General features: G+C 54.6%; 19 protein-coding genes. 12 read left to right on the forward strand and 7 right to left on the reverse strand.

Going from position 1 to position 23,640, the window contains the following annotated elements; all coding sequences use genetic code 11:
• Positions 1-2: 2 nt before the first annotated feature.
• Both ACP7IZ_RS05320 and ACP7IZ_RS05325 read right to left on the reverse strand, forming a co-directional pair.
• A complete protein-coding gene (locus ACP7IZ_RS05320; RefSeq protein ID WP_426848139.1) occupies positions 3-536 on the reverse strand; it encodes a hypothetical protein in 534 nt (177 codons plus the stop codon).
• A 1-nt stretch (position 537) separates the two neighbouring features.
• Positions 538-1,728 carry a magnesium transporter CorA family protein gene (locus ACP7IZ_RS05325; RefSeq protein ID WP_426848140.1) on the reverse strand — a complete coding sequence of 397 codons (1,191 nt, stop codon included), beginning with the start codon at positions 1,726-1,728 and terminating at the stop codon, positions 538-540.
• 188 nt (positions 1,729-1,916) lie between these two features.
• On the opposite strand from ACP7IZ_RS05325, the gene trpB reads away from it, so the two are divergent.
• The 10 genes from trpB (at position 1,917) to ACP7IZ_RS05375 (ending at position 14,599) form a co-directional block, all read left to right on the forward strand.
• A complete protein-coding gene (gene trpB / locus ACP7IZ_RS05330) occupies positions 1,917-3,236 on the forward strand; it encodes a tryptophan synthase subunit beta (protein ID WP_006116859.1) in 1,320 nt (439 codons plus the stop codon).
• On the forward strand, positions 3,233-4,066 hold the full coding sequence (gene trpA, locus ACP7IZ_RS05335) for a tryptophan synthase subunit alpha (protein WP_426848142.1): 834 nt from the start codon (positions 3,233-3,235) through the stop codon (positions 4,064-4,066). The genes trpB and trpA overlap by 4 nt, the downstream gene beginning before the upstream one ends.
• Before the next feature lie 33 nt (positions 4,067-4,099).
• Positions 4,100-5,353: a TIGR03862 family flavoprotein gene (locus ACP7IZ_RS05340; RefSeq protein WP_426848143.1), complete on the forward strand. Its 1,254-nt coding sequence runs from the start codon at positions 4,100-4,102 to the stop codon at positions 5,351-5,353.
• Positions 5,350-6,828 (forward strand): helicase HerA domain-containing protein, encoded by a 1,479-nt coding sequence (locus ACP7IZ_RS05345; protein WP_426848144.1) that lies wholly within the window; start codon positions 5,350-5,352, stop codon positions 6,826-6,828. The genes ACP7IZ_RS05340 and ACP7IZ_RS05345 overlap by 4 nt, the downstream gene beginning before the upstream one ends.
• 52 nt (positions 6,829-6,880) lie before the next feature.
• Positions 6,881-8,065 carry an ATP phosphoribosyltransferase regulatory subunit gene (locus tag ACP7IZ_RS05350; protein ID WP_426848145.1) on the forward strand — a complete coding sequence of 395 codons (1,185 nt, stop codon included), beginning with the start codon at positions 6,881-6,883 and terminating at the stop codon, positions 8,063-8,065.
• Positions 8,066-8,131: 66 nt separating this feature from the next.
• Positions 8,132-9,421, forward strand: a complete 1,290-nt coding sequence (locus ACP7IZ_RS05355; protein ID WP_426848146.1) for an adenylosuccinate synthase — start codon at positions 8,132-8,134, stop codon at positions 9,419-9,421.
• Positions 9,422-9,643: 222 nt separating this feature from the next.
• A complete protein-coding gene (phoB, locus tag ACP7IZ_RS05360) occupies positions 9,644-10,333 on the forward strand; it encodes a phosphate regulon transcriptional regulator PhoB (protein ID WP_063353408.1) in 690 nt (229 codons plus the stop codon).
• Between the two features lie 18 nt (positions 10,334-10,351).
• Entirely contained in the window at positions 10,352-11,659 is a 1,308-nt protein-coding gene (locus tag ACP7IZ_RS05365; RefSeq protein ID WP_426848147.1) for a sensor histidine kinase, read from the forward strand.
• A 73-nt stretch (positions 11,660-11,732) separates the two neighbouring features.
• Positions 11,733-12,767: a phosphate ABC transporter substrate-binding protein PstS gene (pstS, locus tag ACP7IZ_RS05370; RefSeq protein ID WP_426848148.1), complete on the forward strand. Its 1,035-nt coding sequence runs from the start codon at positions 11,733-11,735 to the stop codon at positions 12,765-12,767.
• 164 nt (positions 12,768-12,931) lie between these two features.
• Positions 12,932-14,599, forward strand: coding sequence for an OprO/OprP family phosphate-selective porin (locus ACP7IZ_RS05375; RefSeq protein ID WP_426848149.1), 1,668 nt, complete (start codon positions 12,932-12,934; stop codon positions 14,597-14,599).
• A 104-nt stretch (positions 14,600-14,703) separates the two neighbouring features.
• Here ACP7IZ_RS05375 and ACP7IZ_RS05380 read toward each other — a convergent pair whose 3' ends face one another.
• Positions 14,704-15,147 carry a glycine zipper family protein gene (locus ACP7IZ_RS05380; protein WP_006116868.1) on the reverse strand — a complete coding sequence of 148 codons (444 nt, stop codon included), beginning with the start codon at positions 15,145-15,147 and terminating at the stop codon, positions 14,704-14,706.
• A 219-nt stretch (positions 15,148-15,366) separates the two neighbouring features.
• Here ACP7IZ_RS05380 and ACP7IZ_RS05385 point away from each other — a divergent pair, with 219 nt between their 5' ends.
• Positions 15,367-16,233, forward strand: a complete 867-nt coding sequence (locus ACP7IZ_RS05385; RefSeq protein ID WP_426848150.1) for a glycosyl transferase — start codon at positions 15,367-15,369, stop codon at positions 16,231-16,233.
• A 48-nt stretch (positions 16,234-16,281) separates the two neighbouring features.
• On the opposite strand, the gene ACP7IZ_RS05390 is transcribed toward ACP7IZ_RS05385, so the two are convergent.
• Positions 16,282-17,577 carry a histidine-type phosphatase gene (locus ACP7IZ_RS05390; RefSeq protein ID WP_426848151.1) on the reverse strand — a complete coding sequence of 432 codons (1,296 nt, stop codon included), beginning with the start codon at positions 17,575-17,577 and terminating at the stop codon, positions 16,282-16,284.
• Entirely contained in the window at positions 17,574-18,896 is a 1,323-nt protein-coding gene (locus tag ACP7IZ_RS05395) for a hemolysin family protein (RefSeq protein ID WP_006116871.1), read from the reverse strand. Before ACP7IZ_RS05395 ends, ACP7IZ_RS05390 begins: the two co-directional genes overlap by 4 nt.
• A gap of 225 nt (positions 18,897-19,121) precedes the next feature.
• Here ACP7IZ_RS05395 and ACP7IZ_RS05400 point away from each other — a divergent pair, with 225 nt between their 5' ends.
• Positions 19,122-20,102 carry an MDR family oxidoreductase gene (locus ACP7IZ_RS05400; protein WP_426848153.1) on the forward strand — a complete coding sequence of 327 codons (981 nt, stop codon included), beginning with the start codon at positions 19,122-19,124 and terminating at the stop codon, positions 20,100-20,102.
• A gap of 9 nt (positions 20,103-20,111) precedes the next feature.
• Here ACP7IZ_RS05400 and ACP7IZ_RS05405 read toward each other — a convergent pair whose 3' ends face one another.
• Both ACP7IZ_RS05405 and ACP7IZ_RS05410 read right to left on the reverse strand, forming a co-directional pair.
• Complete coding sequence (locus tag ACP7IZ_RS05405) at positions 20,112-22,268, reverse strand: peptidase domain-containing ABC transporter (protein WP_426848155.1); 2,157 nt, start codon at positions 22,266-22,268, stop codon at positions 20,112-20,114.
• Positions 22,268-23,572, reverse strand: coding sequence for an HlyD family secretion protein (locus tag ACP7IZ_RS05410; RefSeq protein ID WP_426848156.1), 1,305 nt, complete (start codon positions 23,570-23,572; stop codon positions 22,268-22,270). The genes ACP7IZ_RS05405 and ACP7IZ_RS05410 overlap by 1 nt, the downstream gene beginning before the upstream one ends.
• Between the last annotated feature and the right edge of the window lie 68 nt (positions 23,573-23,640).

Here is a 23,640-nt window from a genome sequence, read left to right on the forward strand (position 1 = left end):
CTTCATGGCGTTGGCGCAGGGGTAATGGCTGCATTCCACCCGGCACGGGTCAGCCACACGGCGGAAACCGACATATCGGGGGAAATAAAGCTGTTTACCTGAGACCATAGCTGGGAAGGGTGCATGGTGCGTGTAAGCCCACCGGAAATCTGATCCTGTGAGCATGGGCCATTCAGGTGCAGGCTGTCTTCCTTTAGGGTGGTGGTAAGCTGGCACATGCCGGTTTGCCCGCTTTGCAGATCAGGCGCTGTGCCTTCCACATCCGCACTTAACAGCGGGCGCATGGTGCCATCCAGCAGCATCAGTTCCCCCGCCACATGGCCTGCCGTGGAAGGATGAAGTCCAACAAGCAACCGCTTGCCATTGCGTGAAGATACGGCGGCATAGCGTAAGGGTTCGGTGCTCAGATGGTCAAAAAACGCCTGATACCCATTAGGTGGCGGGGCCTGTGTGGGTGTGGAGGATGCAGCTTGTGCCGTAGCCATGCTACCGACAAGAGAGGCGCAGAAAAAAGCCGCTTTCCAGAACTGATGCATTTTACTTGATCCCTCCCAGCCAGCCTTTTTTCCAGAACCACAGCAGGGGCAATACAATGGTGGAGGCCATAAGCCCGAGTGAATACCAGTACCCGAAAGACCAGTTCAGTTCAGGCATGTTCTTGAAGTTCATACCATAGATGCCAGCAATCAAAGTAGGGGCCACCCCAATAAAGCTGACAACTGTCAGCACCTTCATGACCCCGTTCTGTTCAATGTTAATAAAGCCCAACGTGGCATCCAGCAGAAATTCCACCTTGTCCTGCGCTTGGGAAACATAGGCATCTAGCGAGGAAAGGTCTCGGCTTACTGTGGTAATGCGCATCCGCAGCGGGCTGGAAAGCGCATAGGCTGCGGCAGTATTGCTTTCCCCTTCTTGCGGCACGGAATCCGTGGTGATGTGGCGCGTGCTCAGCATGTACCCGGGGGTGGGGATGGCGCTGGCTGTTTTGCGGCTTTCGCTCAAAAACAGGGCAATGCGCTCCATGCCCAAAAGCGTATCGCGCATACGTGAACACAGATTGCCCGAACTGCCCACGCGCTGGAGCAAGTCACGCTGCCATGATGCAATATTGCGCATGGCTTGGCCGGATGGGCGAGTGCGAAAAATATCGTGCGAAAGAGTATCCAGCAGGTCTCCCACGCTTTCCAGAATATCGGCCAGCCGGTCTACAATGGTTTCAATCAGCGCCACCAGAATTTCACCCGCATGCAGCATGGTATCATGCTGGGTGTGGAGTGGGGCGGAGGGAGCCGCGGTGGATGCCGGTGTGGGGGCCGGTGTTTCTGGGGTGGGAATGGCATGGGGGGCAGGCATAACCTGCGCATGGTCCGCCACAAGCAACGCCACGGTTTCAAAAGACTGGTAGGACTGAAAGCGGATGGTGAACAGCCGGTTTTGCGTCAGAATAAAGCCGACAGGTGTTGTCTGAAATTCCGGGCCGGTTTTCTGCAATAAAGGTGAGGAAAGAAAAGCCGCTCCATTGCGCACGCTAATGCGGGATGAACTTTCAATTTCGTTCAGGTCATCCAGCGTGGGAATGGGCTGGCCGCATAATTGGGTTGCCAGGGCCTGTTCCTGCGGGGTGGGGTCTAGAAGGTCCAGCCATACGGCATCGGCGGCGTCGGCTGCGGTCTCAATAGCCCGTGCGGGCATACCAGGCCGGTGGGCCAGGAACATGCGATTCTCCATTTTGTGTGCGCGCGCTACCGAAGGCAGGCAGGGCCACTGTTTTCTGAACACAGAATGTCAGGTGGCGATATGGGCTGCAAATATTCAACTGTTACAAATTATGCGGCCTTCTACATGTTTCTGGCAAGGTTACGTGGTTGCAGGGCTGTGCAACGCCTTGCGGTATCTGGTAAGCCTGCGGCTTCGTTATGACAGGCGATGCCAGGCTTTTGCATGTCTGGCAGGCGCGGTTTTTCACGCGGTATGGGAGCGGCAGACCAGAAATGGCAGATCCGAAGGAACACGGCACGGCAGCGGTGCAGAGCAATTCCCTCCGGCACCAGCCGGATGAGCGGGGGCATTTTGGTGGGCGTCATGGGGGCCGCTTTGTGGCGGAAACCCTTATGCCTCTCATTCTGGAACTGGATGAAGCCTATAAGGCTGCCAAGGCTGATCCGGCCTTCCGGAAGGAGCTGGATTATTATCTGAAAGATTATGTCGGCCGCCCCAGCCCGCTCTGGTTTGCCCAGCGCATGACGGAAGAACTGGGTGGCGCTAAAATTTTTCTTAAGCGTGAAGAACTCAACCATACGGGTTCCCACAAGCTCAATAACGTTATGGGGCAGATTCTGCTGGCCCGGCGTATGGGCCGCACCCGTATTGTGGCGGAAACCGGTGCGGGCCAGCATGGTGTGGCCACGGCAACCGTATGCGCCCTGTTCGGCCTGAAATGCGTGATCTACATGGGTGCTACCGATGTAGAGCGGCAAAAGCCCAACGTGTTCCGTATGCGTTTGCTAGGCGCGGAGGTGGTGCCCGTTACCTCCGGCGCAGGCACACTGAAAGATGCCATGAACGAGGCCATGCGGGATTGGGTGGCCAATATTGCTGATACCTACATGCTTATTGGCACGGTGGCCGGCCCACACCCATACCCAGCTATGGTGCGTGATTTTCAGAGCGTAATCGGCACGGAAACCAAAGCTCAGATGAAGGCCGCTGAAGGCCGTCTGCCAGATGTTGTGGTGGCCGCTATTGGCGGCGGCTCCAACGCTATGGGCATTTTCTACCCGTTTCTAGATGATAAATCGGTTCGTCTAATTGGTGTGGAAGCCGCAGGCCACGGTCTGGATAGCGGCAAAACCGCAGCTTCTATTGAGCGCGGACGCCCCGGCGTGCTGCATGGCAACCGCACATACCTGCTTCAGAATGCAGATGGCCAGATTGAGGAAGCGCATTCCATCAGTGCTGGGCTGGATTACCCCGGTGTGGGGCCGGAACATTCATGGCTGCATGATATTGGCCGCGCAGAATACGTAGGCATTACGGATAATGAGGCACTGGATGCCTTCCAGTTTTGCACACGTATGGAAGGCATTATTCCCGCGCTGGAATCTGCCCATGCCGTGGCTTATGCCGCCAAAATTGCGCCTACGCTTTCCAAGGATACCCTGCTGGTGGTCAACCTTTCTGGCCGGGGTGATAAAGATATTTTCACTGTTGCCGAACATCTGGGGGTCAAGCTGTGAGCCGTATAGCAGCCCGTTTTAAAGCACTTGCCGCTGAAGGCCGCGGTGCGCTTATCCCGTATCTGGAAGCGTATGATCCGGATTGGGATACATCGCTCGAACTGCTGCGGAAAATGCCCGCTGCTGGCGCGGATCTGATTGAAATTGGCATGCCTTTTTCAGATCCTTCCGCTGATGGCCCCGTTATTCAGGCCGCTGCCCGCCGTGGCCTTAAGGCCGGGGCCACGCTGGCAGGTGTGCTGGATATGGTAACGGATTTTCGCCAGCAGGATAACAAAACCCCCATTATCCTTATGGGGTATCTGAACCCGGTAGAATCTTACGGGTATGAACGCTTTTGCCGTGATGCCGCGAGTGCCGGCGTGGACGGCCTGATTCTGGTGGACCTGCCGCCAGAGGAAGCCGATGTGCTGGCACCATTTGCCAAGGCAAATGGGTTGGATATCATCCGGCTTGTGGCGCCCACCACATCGGATAAGCGCCTGCCTTATGTGCTCTCTCATGCATCTGGGTTTGTGTATTACGTGAGCATTACGGGCATTACGGGCACACGTTCCGCTACCACGCATGATCTGGAAGAAGCCATTCCGCGCCTGCGTAAGGTAACAAAGCTGCCCATCGCCATTGGGTTTGGTGTGCGTACACCGCAGCAGGCCGCCAACGCTTCCAACATTGCAGATGGTGCTGTTGTGGCCTCGGCCTTGCTATCTACCTTGGCGGATACGTTGGATGACAAAGGACGTGCTACGGCGGAAACTTTGCCACGCGTGTTGGCGCAGATTGAAGATCTGGCAAAAGCCGTGCGCAACGCTGGCGGAAAGGCGGTATGATTCCGCTTTTCCGATTCCAGTAATATCTTGCCTATGACACACGCTTCAGCCGCTCATATTGTTATTGTTGGGGCTGGCCCCGCGGGGTTGGCTGCTGCGGAGTATCTGGCACAGGCCGGTTACGGCGTGCAGGTGCTGGAGCGCATGCCCAGTGTTGGCCGCAAGTTCCTTATGGCAGGGCGGGGTGGGTTAAACATCACGCATTCCGAACCGCATGAGGCCTTGATGCGGCATTATGGTGTAGCGCAATCATGGTTGCGCCCGGCATTGGATGCATGGACCACGCAGGACATCCAGCACTGGATGGAAGGGCTTGGGCAAGCCCACTTTACGGGGTCTTCTGGCCGTGTGTTTCCTTCGGCCATGAAGGCATCCCCATTGCTGCGTGCATGGTTGGCGCGGTTGCAGGCGCTTGGCGTTGTTTTTCACACTCGCACCGCATGGAAAGGATGGGACGAACAAGGCCACCTGCTTGTGCAGCGCGAAGGGCAGGATGCACCGCACTCCATGCAGGCAGATGCCACATTGCTGGCGCTAGGCGGGGCAAGCTGGCCGCGTTTGGGCAGTGCAGGAGGTTGGGTGCCAGTTCTGGCGCAGCAGGGTGTGAACATAGCGCCCTTACAGCCCGCAAATTGTGGTTTTGAGACAGCGTGGTCTGATCTGTTCCGGGAGCGTTTTGCAGGCGTGCCGCTTAAACCTGTAGCACTCAGCTTTGCAGGGCAACGCGTGCAGGGCGAAGTGATGGTAACTGCCAATGGGCTGGAAGGCGGCGCGATTTACGCACTGTCTGCTCCTATTCGGGCTGCCATTGCCGAAGAGGGTGTGGTGACCGTGATGGTAGATTTGCGCCCGGATATGCCAGAGCAGGAAGTAGCCCGCCGTTTGGCCGCCACCCGCCCGCGCGAGAGCCTCTCTAATAAATTACGCAAGGCATTGCGCTTACCGCCTGTTGCTGTCGCATTGCTGCGTGAAGGTGGGCAGGATATTCCTTCCTCACCTCAAGCCTTGGCTGCACGGTTAAAAGCTGTGCCCGTAGTGTTGAGCGCCCCACAACCGCTTGCCCGCGCCATTTCCACTGCTGGTGGAATTACGTCCGACTCCTGCACAGATGGCTTTATGCTGCGTGCAGTGCCCGGTGTGTTTGTGGCGGGGGAAATGCTGGATTGGGAGGCCCCAACAGGCGGCTATCTGCTGCATGCCTGCCTTGCCACGGGGCGCGCAGCAGCAAAGGGCCTACAGGCATGGTTGCAGGATACAGGGGCTAAGCGGTATCCCCTCCAGCCATGAGCAGCATGATCATAATGGGTGAAGTGCCGGGGGGTGGCCCGGCGCAATTAGATTTGGCCGAACTTCTGGCCACGCGCCTACTGGTACAGGGTAATTCTGGGTCTGGTAAATCACACCTGCTGCGGCGGTTGCTGGAGCAATCCGCCCGCATGGTGCAGCAGGCGATTATTGACCCGGAGGGGGATTTTGTCAGCCTTGCGGAAAAATTCGGCCATCTGGTGATTGATGGCGCAGACCATTCCGAAATGGCGCTACATGCGGCGGGTGAACGCATGCGTATGCACCGTGCCTCGGTTGTGCTGAATCTGGAAGGTCTGGATGCAGACCAGCAAATGCGTTGGGCTGCTGCATTTTTAGGCGGCATGTTCGAGGTGCCGCGCCAATACTGGTATCCAGTGCTGGTGGTGGTGGATGAAGCGCAGCTTTTTGCCCCAGCCGCCGCAGGTGAGGTTTCGGACGAAGCCCGGCGTGCATCCCTTGGCGCCATGACAAACCTGATGTGCCGTGGCCGTAAACGTGGTTTGGCCGGGGTTATTGCCACGCAGCGTTTGGCCAAGCTGGCCAAAAACGTGGCAGCAGAAGCTTCCAACTTTCTGATGGGCCGCACATTTCTGGATATTGATATGTCCCGCGCGGCAGATTTGCTGGGGATGGAGCGCAGGCAGGCCGAATCGTTCCGAGATTTAGCACGCGGCACTTTTGTAGCGCTTGGCCCTGCCTTGTGCCGCAGGCCAGTGCCGGTGCGTATTGGCGCAGTAGAAACAGAAAGCCGCTCTGCCGGGCCGGTGCTTACACCGTTTGAGCCGCCACCAGCGCCTGTGCATGATCTTATTCTGGCCCCCGTGCCTGTGCAGGATATGCCTGTTCGCCCACGCAAAGCGCCTGCACCGCCACCGCCTGATTTGCTCACTCAACTTGCTGCACATGGTGAGGCACAGGCCGCTCAAGCCGAACAGGAAGCCCCCGAAGAAACATCCGAAACCCAAACCGAGCGTGAAGCCCGCATGCGCGCCATTCTGCGTGACATGATGGAAGATGAAGAAGCTGCTTTTCGACCAGCCCCCGTTTTGTATCAGGACTTTCTGGTACGGTGCCGGATTGCCGGATTGGGGCGGAATGCGCTGGATATGCGGCGCTTTAACCGGGCTTTGGCCACAGCCCGCAGCGGTGTGGATGAAGAAACATCCACACAGCCCGAATGGCAGGAGGCCGAAGCTTTGGCCTCCACTTTGCCGGAAGACCTTCAGGCCGTGGGGCTTTTTCTGGCACGTGCCGCCTTGGATCGGCAGCCATGTCCATCTGATGCCGCTATTGCGCGGGTGTACGGCACGGTTTCAAAAGGGCGTGCGCGCCGTCTGCTAGGGTGGTTGGAAGACCAGAATCTGATTGTATTGCGTGCAGATGGCATGGGCCGCCGTGTGCTTACTTTTATCGGCACAGGGTGGGAAACGCTGCCCGGCAACGCAGATGGCTGAAAAAACCACACCTGTTAGACGCATATAGCGTAAAAAGTGCCCCCTTGCGGGCATGACGGGCACGCCATGCAGTGCTATAGCCCGAAGCATGACGGAAGACCCGCCTTTCAGCCCGGCGCTGCTGCCCGCAGGCTTTGTAGATTTTCTAACGCCCGATGCCCGAACCGAGGCAGAAGGCGTTGCCACGCTTATGGACGTGTTTGCATCCCACGGATACGACCGCGTGCGGCCCCCTCTTATAGAGTTTGAGGACACGTATCTGGCGGGTGCCGGTGCGGCCCTTGCGGAACAGAGTTTCCGGGTGATGGACCCGGATACCCGCCGCATGATGGTGCTGCGCCCCGATATTACGCCGCAGGTGGCCCGTATGGCGGCAACCCGCGTGGCCAGCACGCCACGCCCGCTGCGTGTTTCTTACGCCGGTGTGTGCGTTGTGGTGTCCCCCGTGGCTGCGGAAGAAAGCAGTCGCCAGATTATGCAGACGGGTATCGAACTGATAGGCCCCGATTCGCCAGAAGCGGATGCGGAGGTCATGTCTGTTGGAGCGGAAGCGCTTGAGCGTCTGGGTGTGAAGGATGTTTCCTTCGATCTCACCATGCCGCCATTTATTCCAGCATTGCTGGAAGAAGGTAACGTGCCCGAAGCGCAACGCGCCGCCCTTATGCGTGCGCTGGACCGTAAGGATTCCGCTGCCGTGGCCGAACAGGGTGGCCCACTGGCAAGCACGCTTATTGCATTGCTGGAAGCAACCGGGCTGGCAGAACATGCCGTGGCCCGGCTGATTGAAATTACCTTGCCGCCCAAGGCCCGTGCTGTTCTGGACCGTTTGGTAGATACCGTGGCCGCCCTGCGTGAGCAGTGCCCCAATCTGCGCATGACGGTAGATCCGGTAGAGTTTCGGGGCTGGAAATACCACACAGGTGTGTGTGTCACGCTGTTTGCCGTTGGCCGCTCGGAAGAGCTGGGGCGTGGTGGCCGTTACCTGTGTAATGATAATGAACCCGCCTGTGGGCTGACATTGCGGCCAGATGTGCTGTTCCGCATGATTCCGCCAACACCTGCCCGCCCACGTGTTTATGTGGCGCCGGGGGCAGATAAGCGGGAGGCCGCACGCCTGCGCGCGCAGGGTTACGCCACGCTGGCGGCATCTTCTCTCACCGCAGAGCCAGAGATTGAAGCACGCCGTTTGGGTTGCACCCATGTGTTGCGTGGCACCGTTTGCACGGCCTTGTCATGATTTTCCCCCGTAAGGGGCTTTTTCTCTTTCAGTTAGCGGCAAGATTCTTTCAGGAGCACACCATCCATGTCCAACGTAACCGTGATTGGCGCCCAGTGGGGTGATGAAGGCAAAGGCAAAATTGTAGATTGGCTTGCCAGTCGGGCCGATATTGTTGTGCGCTTTCAGGGTGGGCACAATGCCGGGCATACGCTGGTTGTGGGCAATCAGGTTTACAAGCTTTCTCTGCTGCCTTCTGGCGTGGTGAACAACAAGCTGGGCATTATCGGCAACGGCGTGGTGGTGGACCCGCAGGCGCTGCTGGCAGAAATTGACCGTATTCAGGAACAGGGGCTGGAAGTTACGCCCGATACGCTCAAGATCGCAGAAAACGCACCGCTGATTCTGCCTGTGCATGGTGCGCTGGATCGCGCGCGTGAGGCTGCGCGGGGTGATCGTAAAATTGGCACCACCGGCCGTGGCATTGGCCCCGCGTATGAAGATAAAGTGGCCCGTCGTGCTATCCGCCTGTGTGATCTGGCCGAGCCGGAAACGCTGGACTGGAAGCTGGATGAACTGCTGCTGCACCATAACACCCTGCTGGCAGGGCTGGGTGCACCTGTGTTCACCAAGGAAGAACTTCTTACGTTCCTGACAGATCTTGCCCCTAAAGTGCTGCCTTATATGGCCCCCACTTGGGATATTCTGGATGATGCCCGCCGTGCAGGCCGCCGCATTCTGTTTGAAGGTGCGCAGGCCGTGATGCTGGATGTGGACCACGGCACCTATCCGTTTGTTACCAGCTCCAACACTGTAGCTGCCAATGCAGGCACGGGTTCTGGCATGGGCCCAACGGCTGCTGGTTTTGTGCTGGGTATTGCCAAGGCTTACTGCACCCGTGTGGGTGAAGGCCCGTTCCCCACAGAACTGCATGATGAAACAGGCCGCCGCCTTGGTGAGCGCGGGCATGAATTTGGCACCAACACGGGCCGTGCGCGCCGTTGTGGCTGGTTTGATTCCGTGCTGGTGCGTCATGCTGTGCGCGTTGGCGGTGTAAACGGTTTGGCACTTACCAAGCTGGACGTGCTGGACGGTCTGGATGAAATCCGGGTTTGCGTTGGGTATGAGCTGGACGGGCAGAAGATCGAACGCTTCCCGTCTGCACCAGCAGCGCAGCAGCGTGTGCGTCCGGTGTATGAAACGCTGGAAGGTTGGAAGGAAACCACCCACGGTGCACGCCGCTGGGCAGACTTGCCAGCACAGGCCATTAAATACGTACGCCGGATTGAAGAGCTGGTGGGTGCGCCTGTTACCCTGCTTTCCACCAGCCCAGATCGGGATGATACTATTCTGATGCGTGACCCGTTTGAAGATTGATCTGGTTGCCAGAATATTTGTAACAAAAGGGCCTTCTCCATAAGGGAAGGCCTTTTTTTGTTGCAACTTTATGAGGGTTTCACAAAACTTTCATACGGGTACTTTTTGCCCGATATATAAGCGGTTTTCACACATAATCCCTTTCTTGCGAGGTGGTGGGACGTTGTTTTTTGCTGTGAGAACCCCCTATCTTTCAATCATGTTACAAAAAGCAGGGAAAGCATGAATAAGGCAGATCTTCTGGTGGTTGAGGATGATCCGGCACTCTCCCGGCTTATCGGCTACAATCTTGAAAAGCAGGGATATGCAGTCCGTGTTGTAGGGGACGGTGAAGCAGCGCTTGAAGAAGTGCGCCAAAAACGCCCTGATCTGTTGCTGCTGGACTGGATGCTGCCGGGTATTTCCGGTTTGGAAGTGTGCCGCCAGCTACGGGGACAGCCCAAAACAGCGACACTTCCGATTGTGATGCTCAGCGCACGTGGAGAAGAAACAGATACGATCCGCGGCTTAGATACCGGGGCGGATGATTATCTTGTAAAGCCCTTTAGCATGGAGGCATTGTTTGCGCGTGTAAAAGCCATGCTGCGCCGCCTGCCACCAGCAGATAAAACATTACGGTTTGATACGCTGGTGATGGATCGGGTGAGCCACAAGGTGGAACGTGGCGGACGCTTGCTGGCGTTAGGGCCAACGGAATATCGGCTGCTGGAATTTTTTATGCTTAACCCAGGCAAAGTTTTCTCGCGCGAGGAACTTTTGAAACATGCTTGGGAACGCAGCTCTTTTGTGGAATTGCGTACGGTAGATGTGCATATTCGTCGCTTGCGGCAAACCCTGAATGAAGGGGATGAGCAAGATCTTATCCGTACAGTGCGGGCCAGAGGGTATGCGCTGGATCTGCCGCAAGGCTAAGCAGGGTAAATTTTCGGCATGGTTGCACAGGCATGGCTGATAATGGGGGAAGGGGCCATAGCTGGTGCAGCCATGGCAACTTTGGGTGGCATGGTGCTTGGGCGTATGCGTGCTTCTGCAAGCCATGTGCCTGTTCTTGCGCGGCGCAGCCCCAGTAAGGAAGTTTCTCAACCCTGTCTAGAACAGGTGATGGCCTGCCTGCCTGCCGCCATGTTGGTAATAAATGAAACACGTGGTTTGTGTGTGGTTTCCAAAATGGCTGAACAGCAGTTTGATGGAGACCTTGGCAGTATAGTCCGCCATCCGGCGTTTCAGGCCAAGCTGGATGTGGTGCTTGCGCAAAAGGCAGGAAACACACCATCGGGCCGTGTGCGTGTTATTCTGGATATTCCACGGCTGCGGGTGGTTCAGGCTGTTTTGCAAAAACAAAGCCTGCCAGCAGCATTGTTGCCAATAAGTATGCGCAGGGAAAACACAGCACCCAATGCGCAAACAACATTGGTGTTTGTTGATCTGCATGATGAAACAGATGCTGTTGTTGCGGAACGTCAGCATACGGATTTTGTGGCATTTGCCAGCCACGAGCTACGCACACCTTTGGCGGCTTTGCTGGGGTTTATAGAAACTTTGCAGGGCCCTGCTGCAGATGACCCATTAGCACAAAAAGAGTTTTTGGAAATTATGGCCCAGCAGGCCAAGCGGATGCAAAACCTGCTGAACAGCTTGCTCTATCTTTCCCGCGTGCAAATGCAGGAACATCAAAAACCGCGTGAAGCAGTGTGTCTGGTTGATCTGTTTGAGCAATGCCAGACAGAAGGAGATCTTCTATCTGCCGGTTTACCGGTTAAGGTTGATGTGCAGCCGCCAGAAAATAAGAGCTGGCAGGTTGCGGGGGATGAAACGCAGCTTTTGCAGGTTGTGATTAATCTTGTTGAAAACGCTATAAAATATAGCCTTGTTTCAGAAAAAACAAAGTCCGGTAAACCTGTATCTATTACCATAACCTGCCATCAGGCAGAGGAAGATCAACGTTGGCCGAGTGCTGCAGGTATTGTGCTGAGTGTAACGGATAACGGCCCCGGTATTCCGGCCCGGCATCTGGCGCGCTTAACAGAACGGTTTTACCGCGTGGCTAAAACTGCGGCCGCTGTGCAGGGCAGTGGGTTGGGGCTTGCTATTGTGCAGCATATTGTTACCCGGCATGGGGGCCGGTTTGTGGTGGAAAGTGCAGTGGGCCAGGGCACATCCTGCCATATCTGGCTACCGCTTTTGCCATTGGTGGCTGATCCTTCATTAAACTGTCACCAAACTGTCTTGCAGCCGTAACCCATTTTTGCATTCACTCCCTTACGAAGCAAAAGCGGCATGTACTGGTGCCGTTATGTGTTGATGCTTAGGGATGCTCCCCAAAATGCGTTTTTCTTTTCGGTCTGAAACCTGTGCTGCTGCGGTTGCCTGCTTGCTGGCAGCTGTACCCTCTTTTTCTCATGCACAAAGTGTAACTGGTGCGGGGTCCAGTTTTGCTGCCCCGATTTATGAGGCTTGGGCCTCTGCCGCCAAAGCAGATACAGGTGTTAATGTAAATTATCAGACTGTAGGTTCCAGCGCCGGGCAGAACCAGATTCTGGCAGGCACGGTAGATTTTGGGGCATCTGATGCGCCTATGGATGCCAAAAAGCTGGAAAGCGCCCATCTTTTCCAGTTCCCCACTGTTATGGGCGGGATTGTGCCGGTGGTGAACATTCCGGGCATTAAGGCAGATGTGTTGGTGCTGAGCGGTGATGTGCTGGCCGCCATCTACTCTGGTGATATTACCAGTTGGAATGATCCAAAAATTGCAGCACTTAACCCCGGTGTTTCTCTGCCAGATACGGCAGTAGCACCTATCCATCGTGCAGATGGGTCTGGCACAACGTTTGTGTTCACATCCTACCTCGATCAGTCTTCCAAAAATTGGCATGATCAATACGGTGCGGGCACATCCATCAGCTGGCCGGGTGGTTTGGGCGCACGCGGGAACGATGGCGTAGCCGCTACCGTACAGAATACGGAAGGTGGTGTAGGGTATGTGGAATATGCTTATGCCAGCCGTAACCACCTGACCACCATTCGCCTCAAGAACGGTTCTGGTCAGGCTGTTGCAGCCTCTCAGGCCAGTTTCTCTCAGGCAGCAGAAGCCGCAGATTGGAAAAATGCTTCGCATTTCTCTGTTAATTTGCTGAACACTTCTGGCGCGCAGGCATGGCCAATTGTTTCTGCCACGTATGTTCTGGTGCCACTGCCTGCACGTAATCCCGCGCGTGATGAAGCTGTAAAGCGCTTCTTTATCTGGGATTTTGCAAAGGGTGATTCCATTGCGGCAAAGCTTGATTACGTGCCGTTGCCCAAGGCTGTTAAAGATAGCATCCAATCTGCATGGCAGGCTGGTAAATAAGCTTTTTTAGATACCCTTATTTCAATAATATATTTTATTATGGAAAGCGGCCCCTTTGCGGGCCGCTTTTTTCATGAAACTGTCATGAAACCATCATCTAAGCGTCACGCACAAAAAGTTGGAATAAAGTTATTCACCACGCATCGCTCCTCTTCTGTTTTGGAATGGCCATGATGCGTCGTTGTTCACCGCTTCTTCCATCTTTTGCGTTTGCTTCAATTTTGATGTCTGGAATTGCCCCAGTGGCCGAGGCTTCCAGTTCAGATGATGCCCAGATCCGCGCATTGAAAGCCGAAATGGCTGAAATGCGGCGTGAAATGATGGGGCAGATTACACATCTTAAATCTCAGATCGCCCAAAATGAAACACGGCAAAAAGGCCCTGCTTCACGCCGTGCTACACGTACAACGGCACAAAATGGGTATAAGTTCCCGGAAAAATATGCTGATAACGATGTAGATCCTAACGTAAAGTTTGGTGAACAAACACCACGCAAAAACATTCTGCTGAACAACGGTGTGGGCACGCCTCCTTCTGATCGCGGCATGACGACATCTTGGAAGGACTTCAAGGCTGCAACGCAAAAAGATGAAAACGTGCACGTTGGGGGCATGATCATCGGCTTCCCCAAAGGGCGTTTTACGGTTGCATCAGAAGATGGAGCTTATGGCCTGTCCATTGGTTTGGCATTTCATGAAGACTTTGGTGGCTTTATGGGCATGTCTCCGCGCCGGGGCGAAACCAAAGGTGATTTCTCAAGCTTAACAGAAAATGCACGCCGCCTGCGTATTCCATTCACCTTCCGGTATAAAGATTGGGTGGCAAACATTACGCCTGATTTCGGGTCTGGTAGTGCGGACGGATCGGATGGTCTGTATGAAGCCAACCTGAACTATACCGGCCTGCACAACACTATTCTAACAGTAGGTTATTTTCAGCCGCGTGTGACGGAAGAAGATTCCGAAAGCTCCAACGATTTCGAAATGATGGAACGTCCTGCCATCACGGATATCGTGCGTAACATTGCCGCAGGCGATGCCCGCTTTAGTGTTGGTGGCTTGCATTATGAAAAACGCTGGTGGATTGCAGGGTATTTCACTGGCCAGACATTTGGTAACCGTGCCAAGGATGCCAATATTGGTGATAGCCAGACAGGTGGCACCTTCCGTGTTGCCGGGCGCCCCTATGTTTCTAAAGACATAGATGTGCATCTGGGCCTTTCCGCCATTAGCGCATTCAAGGTGAATGATGGCACCAATGGCCGCACATATACCTTTAAAGAAGCCCCGGAAGTTAACCTGACAACAACGGCACTGCTGAACACAGGCGCGCTGCGCAACATCGGCTCCGTATGGTCTGCTGGGCCGGAACTGGGTTTCCGCTGGAAAAAGCTGGTGCTGAAGGGGGAATATTACCACATCGGCGTGACCCGCAACCAGCAGCAGGGTGGGCAGTCTCTGCCATCTCTGTCGTTTGAAGGTTACTATGGCGCAGCCAACTATACGCTGTTCGGCAAGCCCCGTATGTATAATGAAAAAGAAGGTGCGTTTTCTGCTCCGGGTGTGGAACACGAATTTGATCCCGCACACGGTTACTGGGGCGCGCTGGAACTTTCTGGCCGTTACAGTGTGGCTGATTTTGATGATACGGCAAACAGTGTGCGCGGTGGCCGCCAAACGGTATGGTCTGGGGGGGTAAACTGGTATCCTAACCGCCACTTCCGCGTGATGCTGGACTTCAACCACTTTATCGTAACGCGTAATAGCCAAGCCTATAACATTCTTGGCCGTGATGGGAATTCTGTGGCTGCCCGTGTGCAGGCTGCATTCTAAACCCGATATTCTGCCATTAAAAAAGGGATCGTTCCGAAAGGAACGATCCCTTTTTGCTGTTATCAGCCCACAAAATGCGTGTGGGCTAAGATAAAGCGTGGTTTTTACTGCTGAGGCATATAACCAGCATTGGGGGCAGGCAGCACGTTTTTGTAGGCAACCATGCAAGCTACATACGCATTGTTGTACTGGGTCTGAATGCCACCTTGCTGGCTGTTGGAATAAGCACTGCCACCAAGGCCGCCACCCAAAGCACCTGCGGCTGCACCAATACCAGCGCCTGTGCCACCACCAACAGCAGCACCCAAACCTGCGCCCAACGCAGTGGTTGCCAGCCCACCATAGAGGGCCTTCCGATTCTGGCTACCTGCCTGACCATGCACAGCAGCAGCAGCCTGAGAGCGGCAGAAATTTTGTTCCTGCAAAAAGGTGCCGTAATCTTTGCCGGGGCCGGGCAATACCTGTGCGGTAGGGCCCATAGGTGTTTCAGCGCAAGCTGCAAGCAAAAGAGCAGGCAGGAAGGCAAACGCCGCTTTATGAAGCTTCATGTATATTTGTCCTTTGTATATAAGCCATGATACATGCGTATATATGGTAGATAATCATGCCATTTTTAAGGAAAAGAAAGAATGAAAATATGATCAGGCAGAGTTTTCTTACAAGATAAACAGCTCAACGGTCATTAAAAAATAAACTAGCCTTACTTCCGTTTGAAGCGTTGGCTCTTTCTGTTATGCAAACGTTTATTCTAATAACAAAAAATCAATATGAAAGACCTACGAATGAATGCCGTAGTTAAACTGTTTATTGGCTGTGATCCAAACGATTGCGACCTAGAGCAGTTAATGGTGTTACACTATAGTATTACAAAATATAGTAGTCTGCCGGTTGATATTACTTTCATGCAGCTTACGCGTGATCCTTCTAGTTTCTGGTATTCTGGCTTTAAGCCGGAAGAAGGCTGGAACACGACGGAATGGCCAACGCCGTTTTCTGGCTTCCGTTGGGGTATTCCTGCCTATTGTGGTGGCAAGGGGCGTGCGCTGTATATGGATGCTGATATTTTTGCCCTTTCAGATATTGCCCAGCTATGGAACCTGCCTATTCCAGAAGGCAAGGTGATGCTGGCATCTGGCCAAGGGCGAGATTTGCGGCTGGGCACCCTGATGTGGGATTGCGAAGCCGCCATGAAGCGTCTGCCTCCGTTAGCGGAAATTAAAAAAGACGCATCGGCTCATAAAAAGCTGAAAACGTTTTTTGAAAAGCATCCCGAATATATTCAGCCGCTAGATCCCGCCTTTAGCAATCTGGATGGCGATGGCATGCCGTTGGAAGCGCTAAAGTTCCTGCATTATTCAGATATGGGCACGCAGTTTTCCCATAAATATTCTTTGCAGCGCTTAAAGGGTGAAGACCGCAAACACTGGTTTGATGGCACAATTTACAATCACCCGCGCCCGGATCTGCAACAGAAGTTTGATGAGCTTTATAAGGAAGCGCTGGAAGCCGGGTTCAGCCTGGATACCTATCGGGTAAAAGAACATTTTGGCGTTTTACCCAAAAAAACGCAGGTGCGGTACAAGGGTAACAAAATTACGCGCTCGTTATTTCGGTTTCTTAAACCGATCAAGTAAAACGCTGTGGCCTATGCACTGGTGTTCCAATGCATAGGCTATCCTGCGTTAATGTTGTGGCACGTTTTGGCTTAAGTTTTCCAGCCAGCAGGTTTTGTTTTTGGTTTGGTTACAAAGTGTGCTGGTTAAAGGCAGGGGCGCACCTTGCCCCGGAACGTTGTCTAGCTTCAGGCCATCTCGCAGTTGGGCGAGAGATTGATGGAAAACAGCAAAGCGGATTTCTTTGCGCCCATCAGGGTGCTTCCATGTTTCAAAAGCCAGTGTTGTATCTGGGGCTGTGGGGTCTGGCTGGTCTGTAAAGGTCCAATCCAGCCCAAATAGCGTTGTCAGCATGTCCAACGTGGTATCGTGCCCGGCAAACATAACCACACGGGCTTGCGTAGGCAGCACATTGCCATCTGGCAAGGTCAGGGGCTGTTCATTCAATAATGTTAGAATAGCTTGGGCCAGCTTGCCGCCACGTGGGATGGCAATGGCAGGGGCGCGACGCATACGCGCACTTTGATAATTATGCACCGGCAGAACGCTGTTGAGCGTATGCACGGCATCTGTATTTGCTACGGTTATGGAAGAAGGGAGCCCCTGCGCATATTCCAGCAACAGGGCTTCTGAAACAGTAGAACCTAATGCCAATCCGTTTTCTGCATGAGGTGTACCTTTTTTCCATGAGAGGGGCGCATGCTTGAAAAAACATGGGGTTGTGCCCGTGGTGCATGCGCTAGGGGCGAACAGAGTCTGCAAGGTTTGAACGCCGGATTGCACAGGTGGCGGCAGTTGCGTATCCGGCATCAGTTCCGGATCTAGGGCTTTTTCAACGTCATCTGTGTCCAGCGTCGTTTTTTTGGCAGCTAAAGCGTTAAACAGCAGATCATGTGTTTTGGCAGGCATGGAGCGGGCCTGTGTCTGGCATCCATCGCTTAATGCAGCAGCCAGAATATCGCCACTGTGCTGCGTGCGACTGCTGGCGGAATCTGCCCATATAAAAGCTGGTTGTTCTGGCAAGCAACGGGCCGAAGCATCTCTGCTGGCAATGTGGTAATAGCTTTTTAAAAATTGCCCCATAAGGCCAAGATCAAACTGGCCATGTGCTGTCATCTCACCAGGGGGAACAGGCCATGGTGTCCATGTGTGGCGGGTCTTTTTTTCTAGCTTGTCTAAAGGTTTTGTTGGGCTGCGGATTCCGTGGCGAGAAACCAGCACAACCCGTTCTAATGTCGCCTCAGAGGTATTCGCCTGTGCAGCGGATGCCCCTGAAATAGCGATTCTGGGTGAAAAGACTGAAAGTGAAGTGCCCAGAAGGCAGGCAAGAAGGAAAGCGGAGGAACGGGAATAGGAAAAATTCATGAGGTCTCGGTCATACGTGTCACAAGCAGCTGGTTGATACGGAACCCTTCCACATCCACCACTTCAAAGCGGAAACCCGCGGCATCTACCCGGTCTGCCTTGCGGGCCATACGGCGCAGACGGTGCATAATAAAGCCGCCGATTGTGTCAAACTGCTCGCTATCAGGCAAATCCAACACATGCAGTTCTCGGATAACATCCCCAATCGGGGCTGCGCCATCCACCAGCCATGAGTTTTCATCACGCTTTACAATGGCCTGTTCTTCAAACGGGCTGGCCAACCCATCCATCAGCACGCCCATAATGTCTTTAAAGGTAATCAGCCCCACAACCAGCCCATATTCATTAACTATCAGGGCAAAACCGGTGCCGTGGGTATCAAACTGGGCCAGCGTATCCCAAAGGTTTAATGTTTCGGGAACAGAGAGAACTTCACGCCGCATCCGGGCAATGGGGTTGCTGTGGGGGCGGCCAGAAGGCGCAATGGAAGGGTCCACCACAGATGCCAGAACGTCTTCCGCACGGATGGAGCCAATAACCTTGTCCAATCCGCCGTTGCACAGCGGATAGCGGGAATAAGGATTGGTGCGTACCTTTTCGTGGTTGTGTTCGGGCGTGTCCTGAATATCCAGAAAGATAATTTCATCACGCGGTGTCATGGCGGAGGTAACGGAACGTGCCTGTAGGGCCAGCACGTTCTCAATCATCTGGTGTTCCTGTTGCAGCAGCACGCCGGATGCCGTGCCAGCGGCCAGAATGGCGTGCAGGTCTTCCGGTGTTATGGGTTCCACCGCAGAAGCCGCCGGGATTTTCAGTGCATGCAAAATGGCATCAGAAATTTTGGAGAAAATCCATACAAACGGATACAGCACCCGTAGCGCCACGCGGGGGAACCACCCAACCGCCATGGCTACTTTGTCCGGGTTGTTCATGGCAACGCGCTTGGGCAGCAGGTCTGCAAACAGAACAAAGGCGCCGGTTACAAAAATAAAGCTGAAGGTGGAGGCCAGATTTTGTGCCCACCAGTCTGACATACCCCAGCGGCTTAAAAATTCGGTTACAGGTGGGGTGAACATTTCGGAGCTGGCAATACCGCCCAGAATCCCCACACCGTTCAGGCAGATCTGGATGGCAGTCATCACCTGCCCGCTGTTACGGCGCAGGGCCAGAAAGGCCTGTGCACGTTTATCTCCTGCTTCTGCACGACTGCGAAGCCTGACCTCCCGCGCAGCTGCGAAGGATATCTCGGAAAGTGAAATTAGGATGCTGACAGCAATCAGCAGGACAAGGGTCAGCAGACCCATAATAAACAGGAACAAGAGAACGTCCGAAATAAAGTGAAACCTGTAATGGTGGCTTCATCTATACCCGCAGGCCGAACAGATACCTAGTTTAATTTTTGATCCCAACCGGAATGAGAAGAAACTTCAAAATACTGTCATGCAGGCACAGATGGGCTTTGCAGGCGTTGGTGTAATGCGTACCGTGCCCCAGATTTTGGCCGGTTGATGGGTGGCAAAAGCTTAACCAGCGGTGAAAAAAACATGTTTAAAGCCCTGTATGTAGAAAAAACAGAAACTGGCCAGCAGGTTACGCTGCGCGAACTGGCAGAAGCAGACCTGCCCGAAGGGGATGTAACAATCCGGGTGCAGTGGTCATCCCTTAATTATAAGGATGCGTTAGCACTTACAGGCAAAGGCCCGATCATACGCAACTGGCCTATGGTGCCGGGTATTGATCTGGCCGGCCGGGTAGAGGCCTCGGCCCACCCTGCGGTTCCTGTTGGGCAGGATGTTATTGTAACCGGACATGGCTTGGGGGAAAGCCGCTGGGGAGGTTTTGCCCAATTGGCCCGTGTACCGGGCTTATGGGCGGTGCCGCAACCATTGGGGTTGAACGGGCGGCAGGTTATGGCGCTTGGCACGGCTGGTTTTACAGCCATGTTATGTGTGCAGGCTCTTCAGAGAGAAGGGGTGGAACCCGCAAGTGGGCCGGTGCTGGTAACAGGTGCGAGCGGCGGAGTTGGTAGCGTGGCTATCATGCTGCTCTCCCGGTTGGGGTATCAGGTTGTGGCGGTAACCGGGCGGTTGGAGGAACAACCTTATCTGCACAGTTTAGGAGCGGCGGAAGTATTGCCGCGCGCGCATTTTACCACGCCATCCCGCCCGTTGGAAAAAGCTCGCTGGGCAGGTGCGGTTGATGTTGTGGGGGGGCAGGTTTTGGCCTCGGTCTGTGCAAGCATGCGCCCACAAGGGGTGGTAACGGCTTGCGGGTTGGCCGGAGGGATGGATTTTCCTGCAACAGTGGCCCCATTTATTTTGCGAGGCGTTACCTTGGTGGGTATTGATAGTGTGCAATGCCCCCGGCGGGAGCGCCAGGATGCGTGGGCGCGTATGGCTGAACTGATAAACCCCCGGCAGCTTGATGACATGGTGCGTGAGATTGATCTGGCGGAAGCGCCGCAGGCCGCAGATATGCTTCTGGCTGGCCATGTGCGGGGGCGGCTGGTTGTACGTATTCCCTAAGCCAAAAGGTTAAGATGCCGCCCTGTTCTGTTTATTGGGGGGCTGGTATTGCGTCAGCACGCCACCGGGCTGGAAGATATAGATGGTATCCGCATGTGCGATGGTTGCCGGGCGATGCGCAACCATAATGCGGGTTACGTTCATGTCGCGCAGGGCTTCGGCTACCCTGTGCTCGGTAAGTTCATCCAGATGGCTGGTGGCTTCATCCAGAAACAGGATTTCAGGTTTACGATAGAGCGCACGCGCCAGAATGACACGCTGCTTCTGTCCGCCAGAAAGCCCGCTGCCCATATCACCTACCAGGGTTTCAAACCCCATGGGCATGCGCTTGATATCATCAATAATGGCAGCGCGGGTGGCACATTCCACCAGCCATGCTTCATCCACCTGTTCGGAGAATCCGCTGATATTGTCGGCAATGGAGCCAGAGAACAGGCCATCATCCTGCAATACTCCGGCAATGCGGTTGCGATAGCCTTCAAGCGTCAGGCTTTCCAGATCTGCGCCATCCAGCCGGATGCTGCCTTCCTGCGTTTCCATCAGCCCCATCAGAGCTTTGAGAAAGGTGGTTTTGCCACAGCCTGAAGGGCCAACTATGGCCACACTGCTGCCGGCAGGCACTTCTAGCGAGATGTTGCGGAAGATCCACGGGTCCTGCGTGCCGTAGCGGGCAGATAGGCCGGAGCAACTGAGCGTGCCACTGGCTGGTTGTTCATCCAGACGGGGCGGAGGGATGGCCGCCGTGGTGCTTGTGGCTTCCGGGTCTGTCATCACAATGTCAGACAGGCGGTCTGTTTGCACATTGAGCATGCGTATCTGGAAGCCGCTGCTGATCAGGTTGCCAATGCGTGTGGCGAACTGATCTTTGTAGGAGAGAAACGCCACCAGCATACCAACTGTCATGTGGCCGCTCATCACTGCGCCTGCGCCCAGCACCATCATAATCAGACGGTCAGCACCAAAAATCAGATCGCCCATACGGCCATAAATCAGATCATACCGTTGTAGGCGCAGACGGATGTTAATACTGTCTACTAAAAGGTTTAGCCATGTGGTGCGGCGGCGCTCACGCAGGCCCAAAAGTTTCACGCTGGCCATGCCGCGCAGGGTTTCTATAAAATGGCTTTGCTGGCGGGCATCAATAACAATCTGTTCTTCAGATGCCTCGCGGTAGATGCGGTAGGTGATCAGGCGCAAGAGCACATCCAGCCCCGTGGCTACCATAGCCACCATGCCCAGCCAGCCACCATAAATAAACAGCATGATGGCCATTCCCACAGCCATCAGCCCATCCATGACTGTTTGCACCATATCGGTGGTAATGGTTTTCTGGATGGTGCCCAACGCGTTAAAGCGCGAGAGCACATCGCCCACATGACGTTTTGAGAAGTAATCCAGCGGCAAGCGGGAGAGGTGGTCGAACAGGCTGGTGTTCCATTGCAAGCCCACCCGTGTGCTCAGGAGCAGCACGGCCCATTGGCGTACGCAGCCAATAAGCATTTGCAAGAGCAGAAGCAGGGCCATGCCGCAAGCAATGGTGATAAGCAGTTCGTGATCAGCCGTTACCACCACTTCATCAATCACTACCTGCGAAACCATGGGCATGACCAGCGCAATAACTTCCAGCCCAAGTGAAAGCGCCCCCAGCACCATCAGCGCCGGGCGCAGCCCTGCTACATGGCGGAACAGATCGCGCAGGCGTAGGGTTTCACGATCATCCTCGCGGCGGAAGCTGTCATTAGGGGTGGCTTCTAGGGCAATACCCGTAAACTCGCGTGAGACTTCGCCCATGCTGAGCGTGCGGCGGCCCACTGCTGGGTCATGAATGGTAACTTTGTTGCCCTTAACCTGTGTAAGCACCACAAAGTGGTTCATGCTCCAGTGTAAAATGCAGGGCATGCGCAGGTTGGGCAGATCTTCCAGTTCCAGCCGCACGGCGCGGGTAGATAGGCCCACCGTATCGGCCGTAGCGATAAGATCGCGCAGCGTAACACCTTTTACAGATATGGAATAACGCCTGCGCAGTGTGGCCAGATCAATCTGGTTGCCATAATGGCCCATAACCATGGCCAGACAGGCCAGACCGCATTCCGCGGCTTCTACCTGCAAAATAACAGGAGTGCGCGAACGCCATCCGAATTCAAGGGATTTGAGGGTGATGCCCATTACCTCAATCCTCCGCTCACGGCGTAAAAATCATCACGCATGCTGATAACGGGATCGAAAATCCACTGGTAGAGCCTGCGGGTATCAATGGCGATATCGGCTTCCACTTCCATGCCCGCTTCAAGGGGTTTGTGTTGGCCATAGGCTTCTACAAATTGCTGATCTGGGCGCACACGAATGCGATAGATATCCTGCCCCGGATTTTGCGATTGTGTTTTATCTTTGTCTGAAGGCGCGGCTTTTTGGCCTGTGCCATCTGTTGCCGTTACGGGTGCGCGCGTGATCTCACTGACATGGCCGCGGTACAGGCCAAAGCGCTGATAGGGAAAGGCCGCATAGCGCAGCAGAACGGGTTCGCCCTCATGCAAAAACCCTATAGAAGCAGAGCTAACATACAGTTCAGCCTCTAAAGCATGGCCTGTGGGCAATAGGGTGAGCAGGGGGGTGCCGGAGGAAACCTGTTGGCCGGGATTAACGCGGACGGCAGTAAGGGTGCCATCATCCGGGGCCAGTATAATACTGCTCTGGTGGCCTTCGCTTTCGGCAATCTGTTGGTCAATCTGGGCAATTTGTTTATCCAGATCGTTCAGATCATGCGCCAGTTGGCCATCATAGCGGATCAGCTTTGTGGTAAGATCTGCAATCTTTCCTTCTGTATCCGTATAACTTTGTAAAAACTGTGCGTGACTGCTGAGCAGTTGGGCATAGGTATAAAGTTGGCTCTGGAATTGTGTTTCTGTCACCAAATGCGCGGATTGTGCCGTTTGCATACGGCGGACGGCAGCTTCCACCACGGGCAGCACATGGGCATCATTATCAAGCTGGTGCCCGATATGTTGGTGTTGCTGGTTAAGGTAACGGATTTGGGTCACCATAGATTGTTTTTCTACGGGAGCATCCTTGGCACGAATTTCCTTTTGCTGCTGCAACAGATCACGCTGATGGCGCAGTTGGGAAAGAATATGCTCCTGCGTAGGGCCTGATGCGGATGTGGCTTCCAGATCTATCGTGAACAGCACATCACCTTTTTTAACGTGGCGGCCTTCTATGGCGTTTTGTTGGGCTATGGTGCCCGTTGTATTGGCGTTAACGGTAATGAGGCCCGAAGGAGGAACCATCAATCCGGTGGCATGCACACGCCGGGTATAAACACCCCAAATGGTGTAGAGAATGGCCAGCACCACAAGGGCGAGCGTAAACCACGCCGCAATTCGGATGGAAAGCGGTTGAGAGGCCTGAACCTGCCCAAGCCATGATTGGCGCCGCGCTTCTAGAACCTCGCGCCTAAAAAGGTCCGAACTCATGCAGGCTTTTTTGAAGAGTGCAAAGTTTTACCACTTAGTGTTTTTGTAAAATAACCAGGCGGCTTTTT

The sequence above is a fragment of the Acetobacter sp. AAB5 genome (assembly GCF_050106715.1).
Lineage (GTDB): Bacteria > Pseudomonadota > Alphaproteobacteria > Acetobacterales > Acetobacteraceae > Acetobacter > Acetobacter oryzifermentans.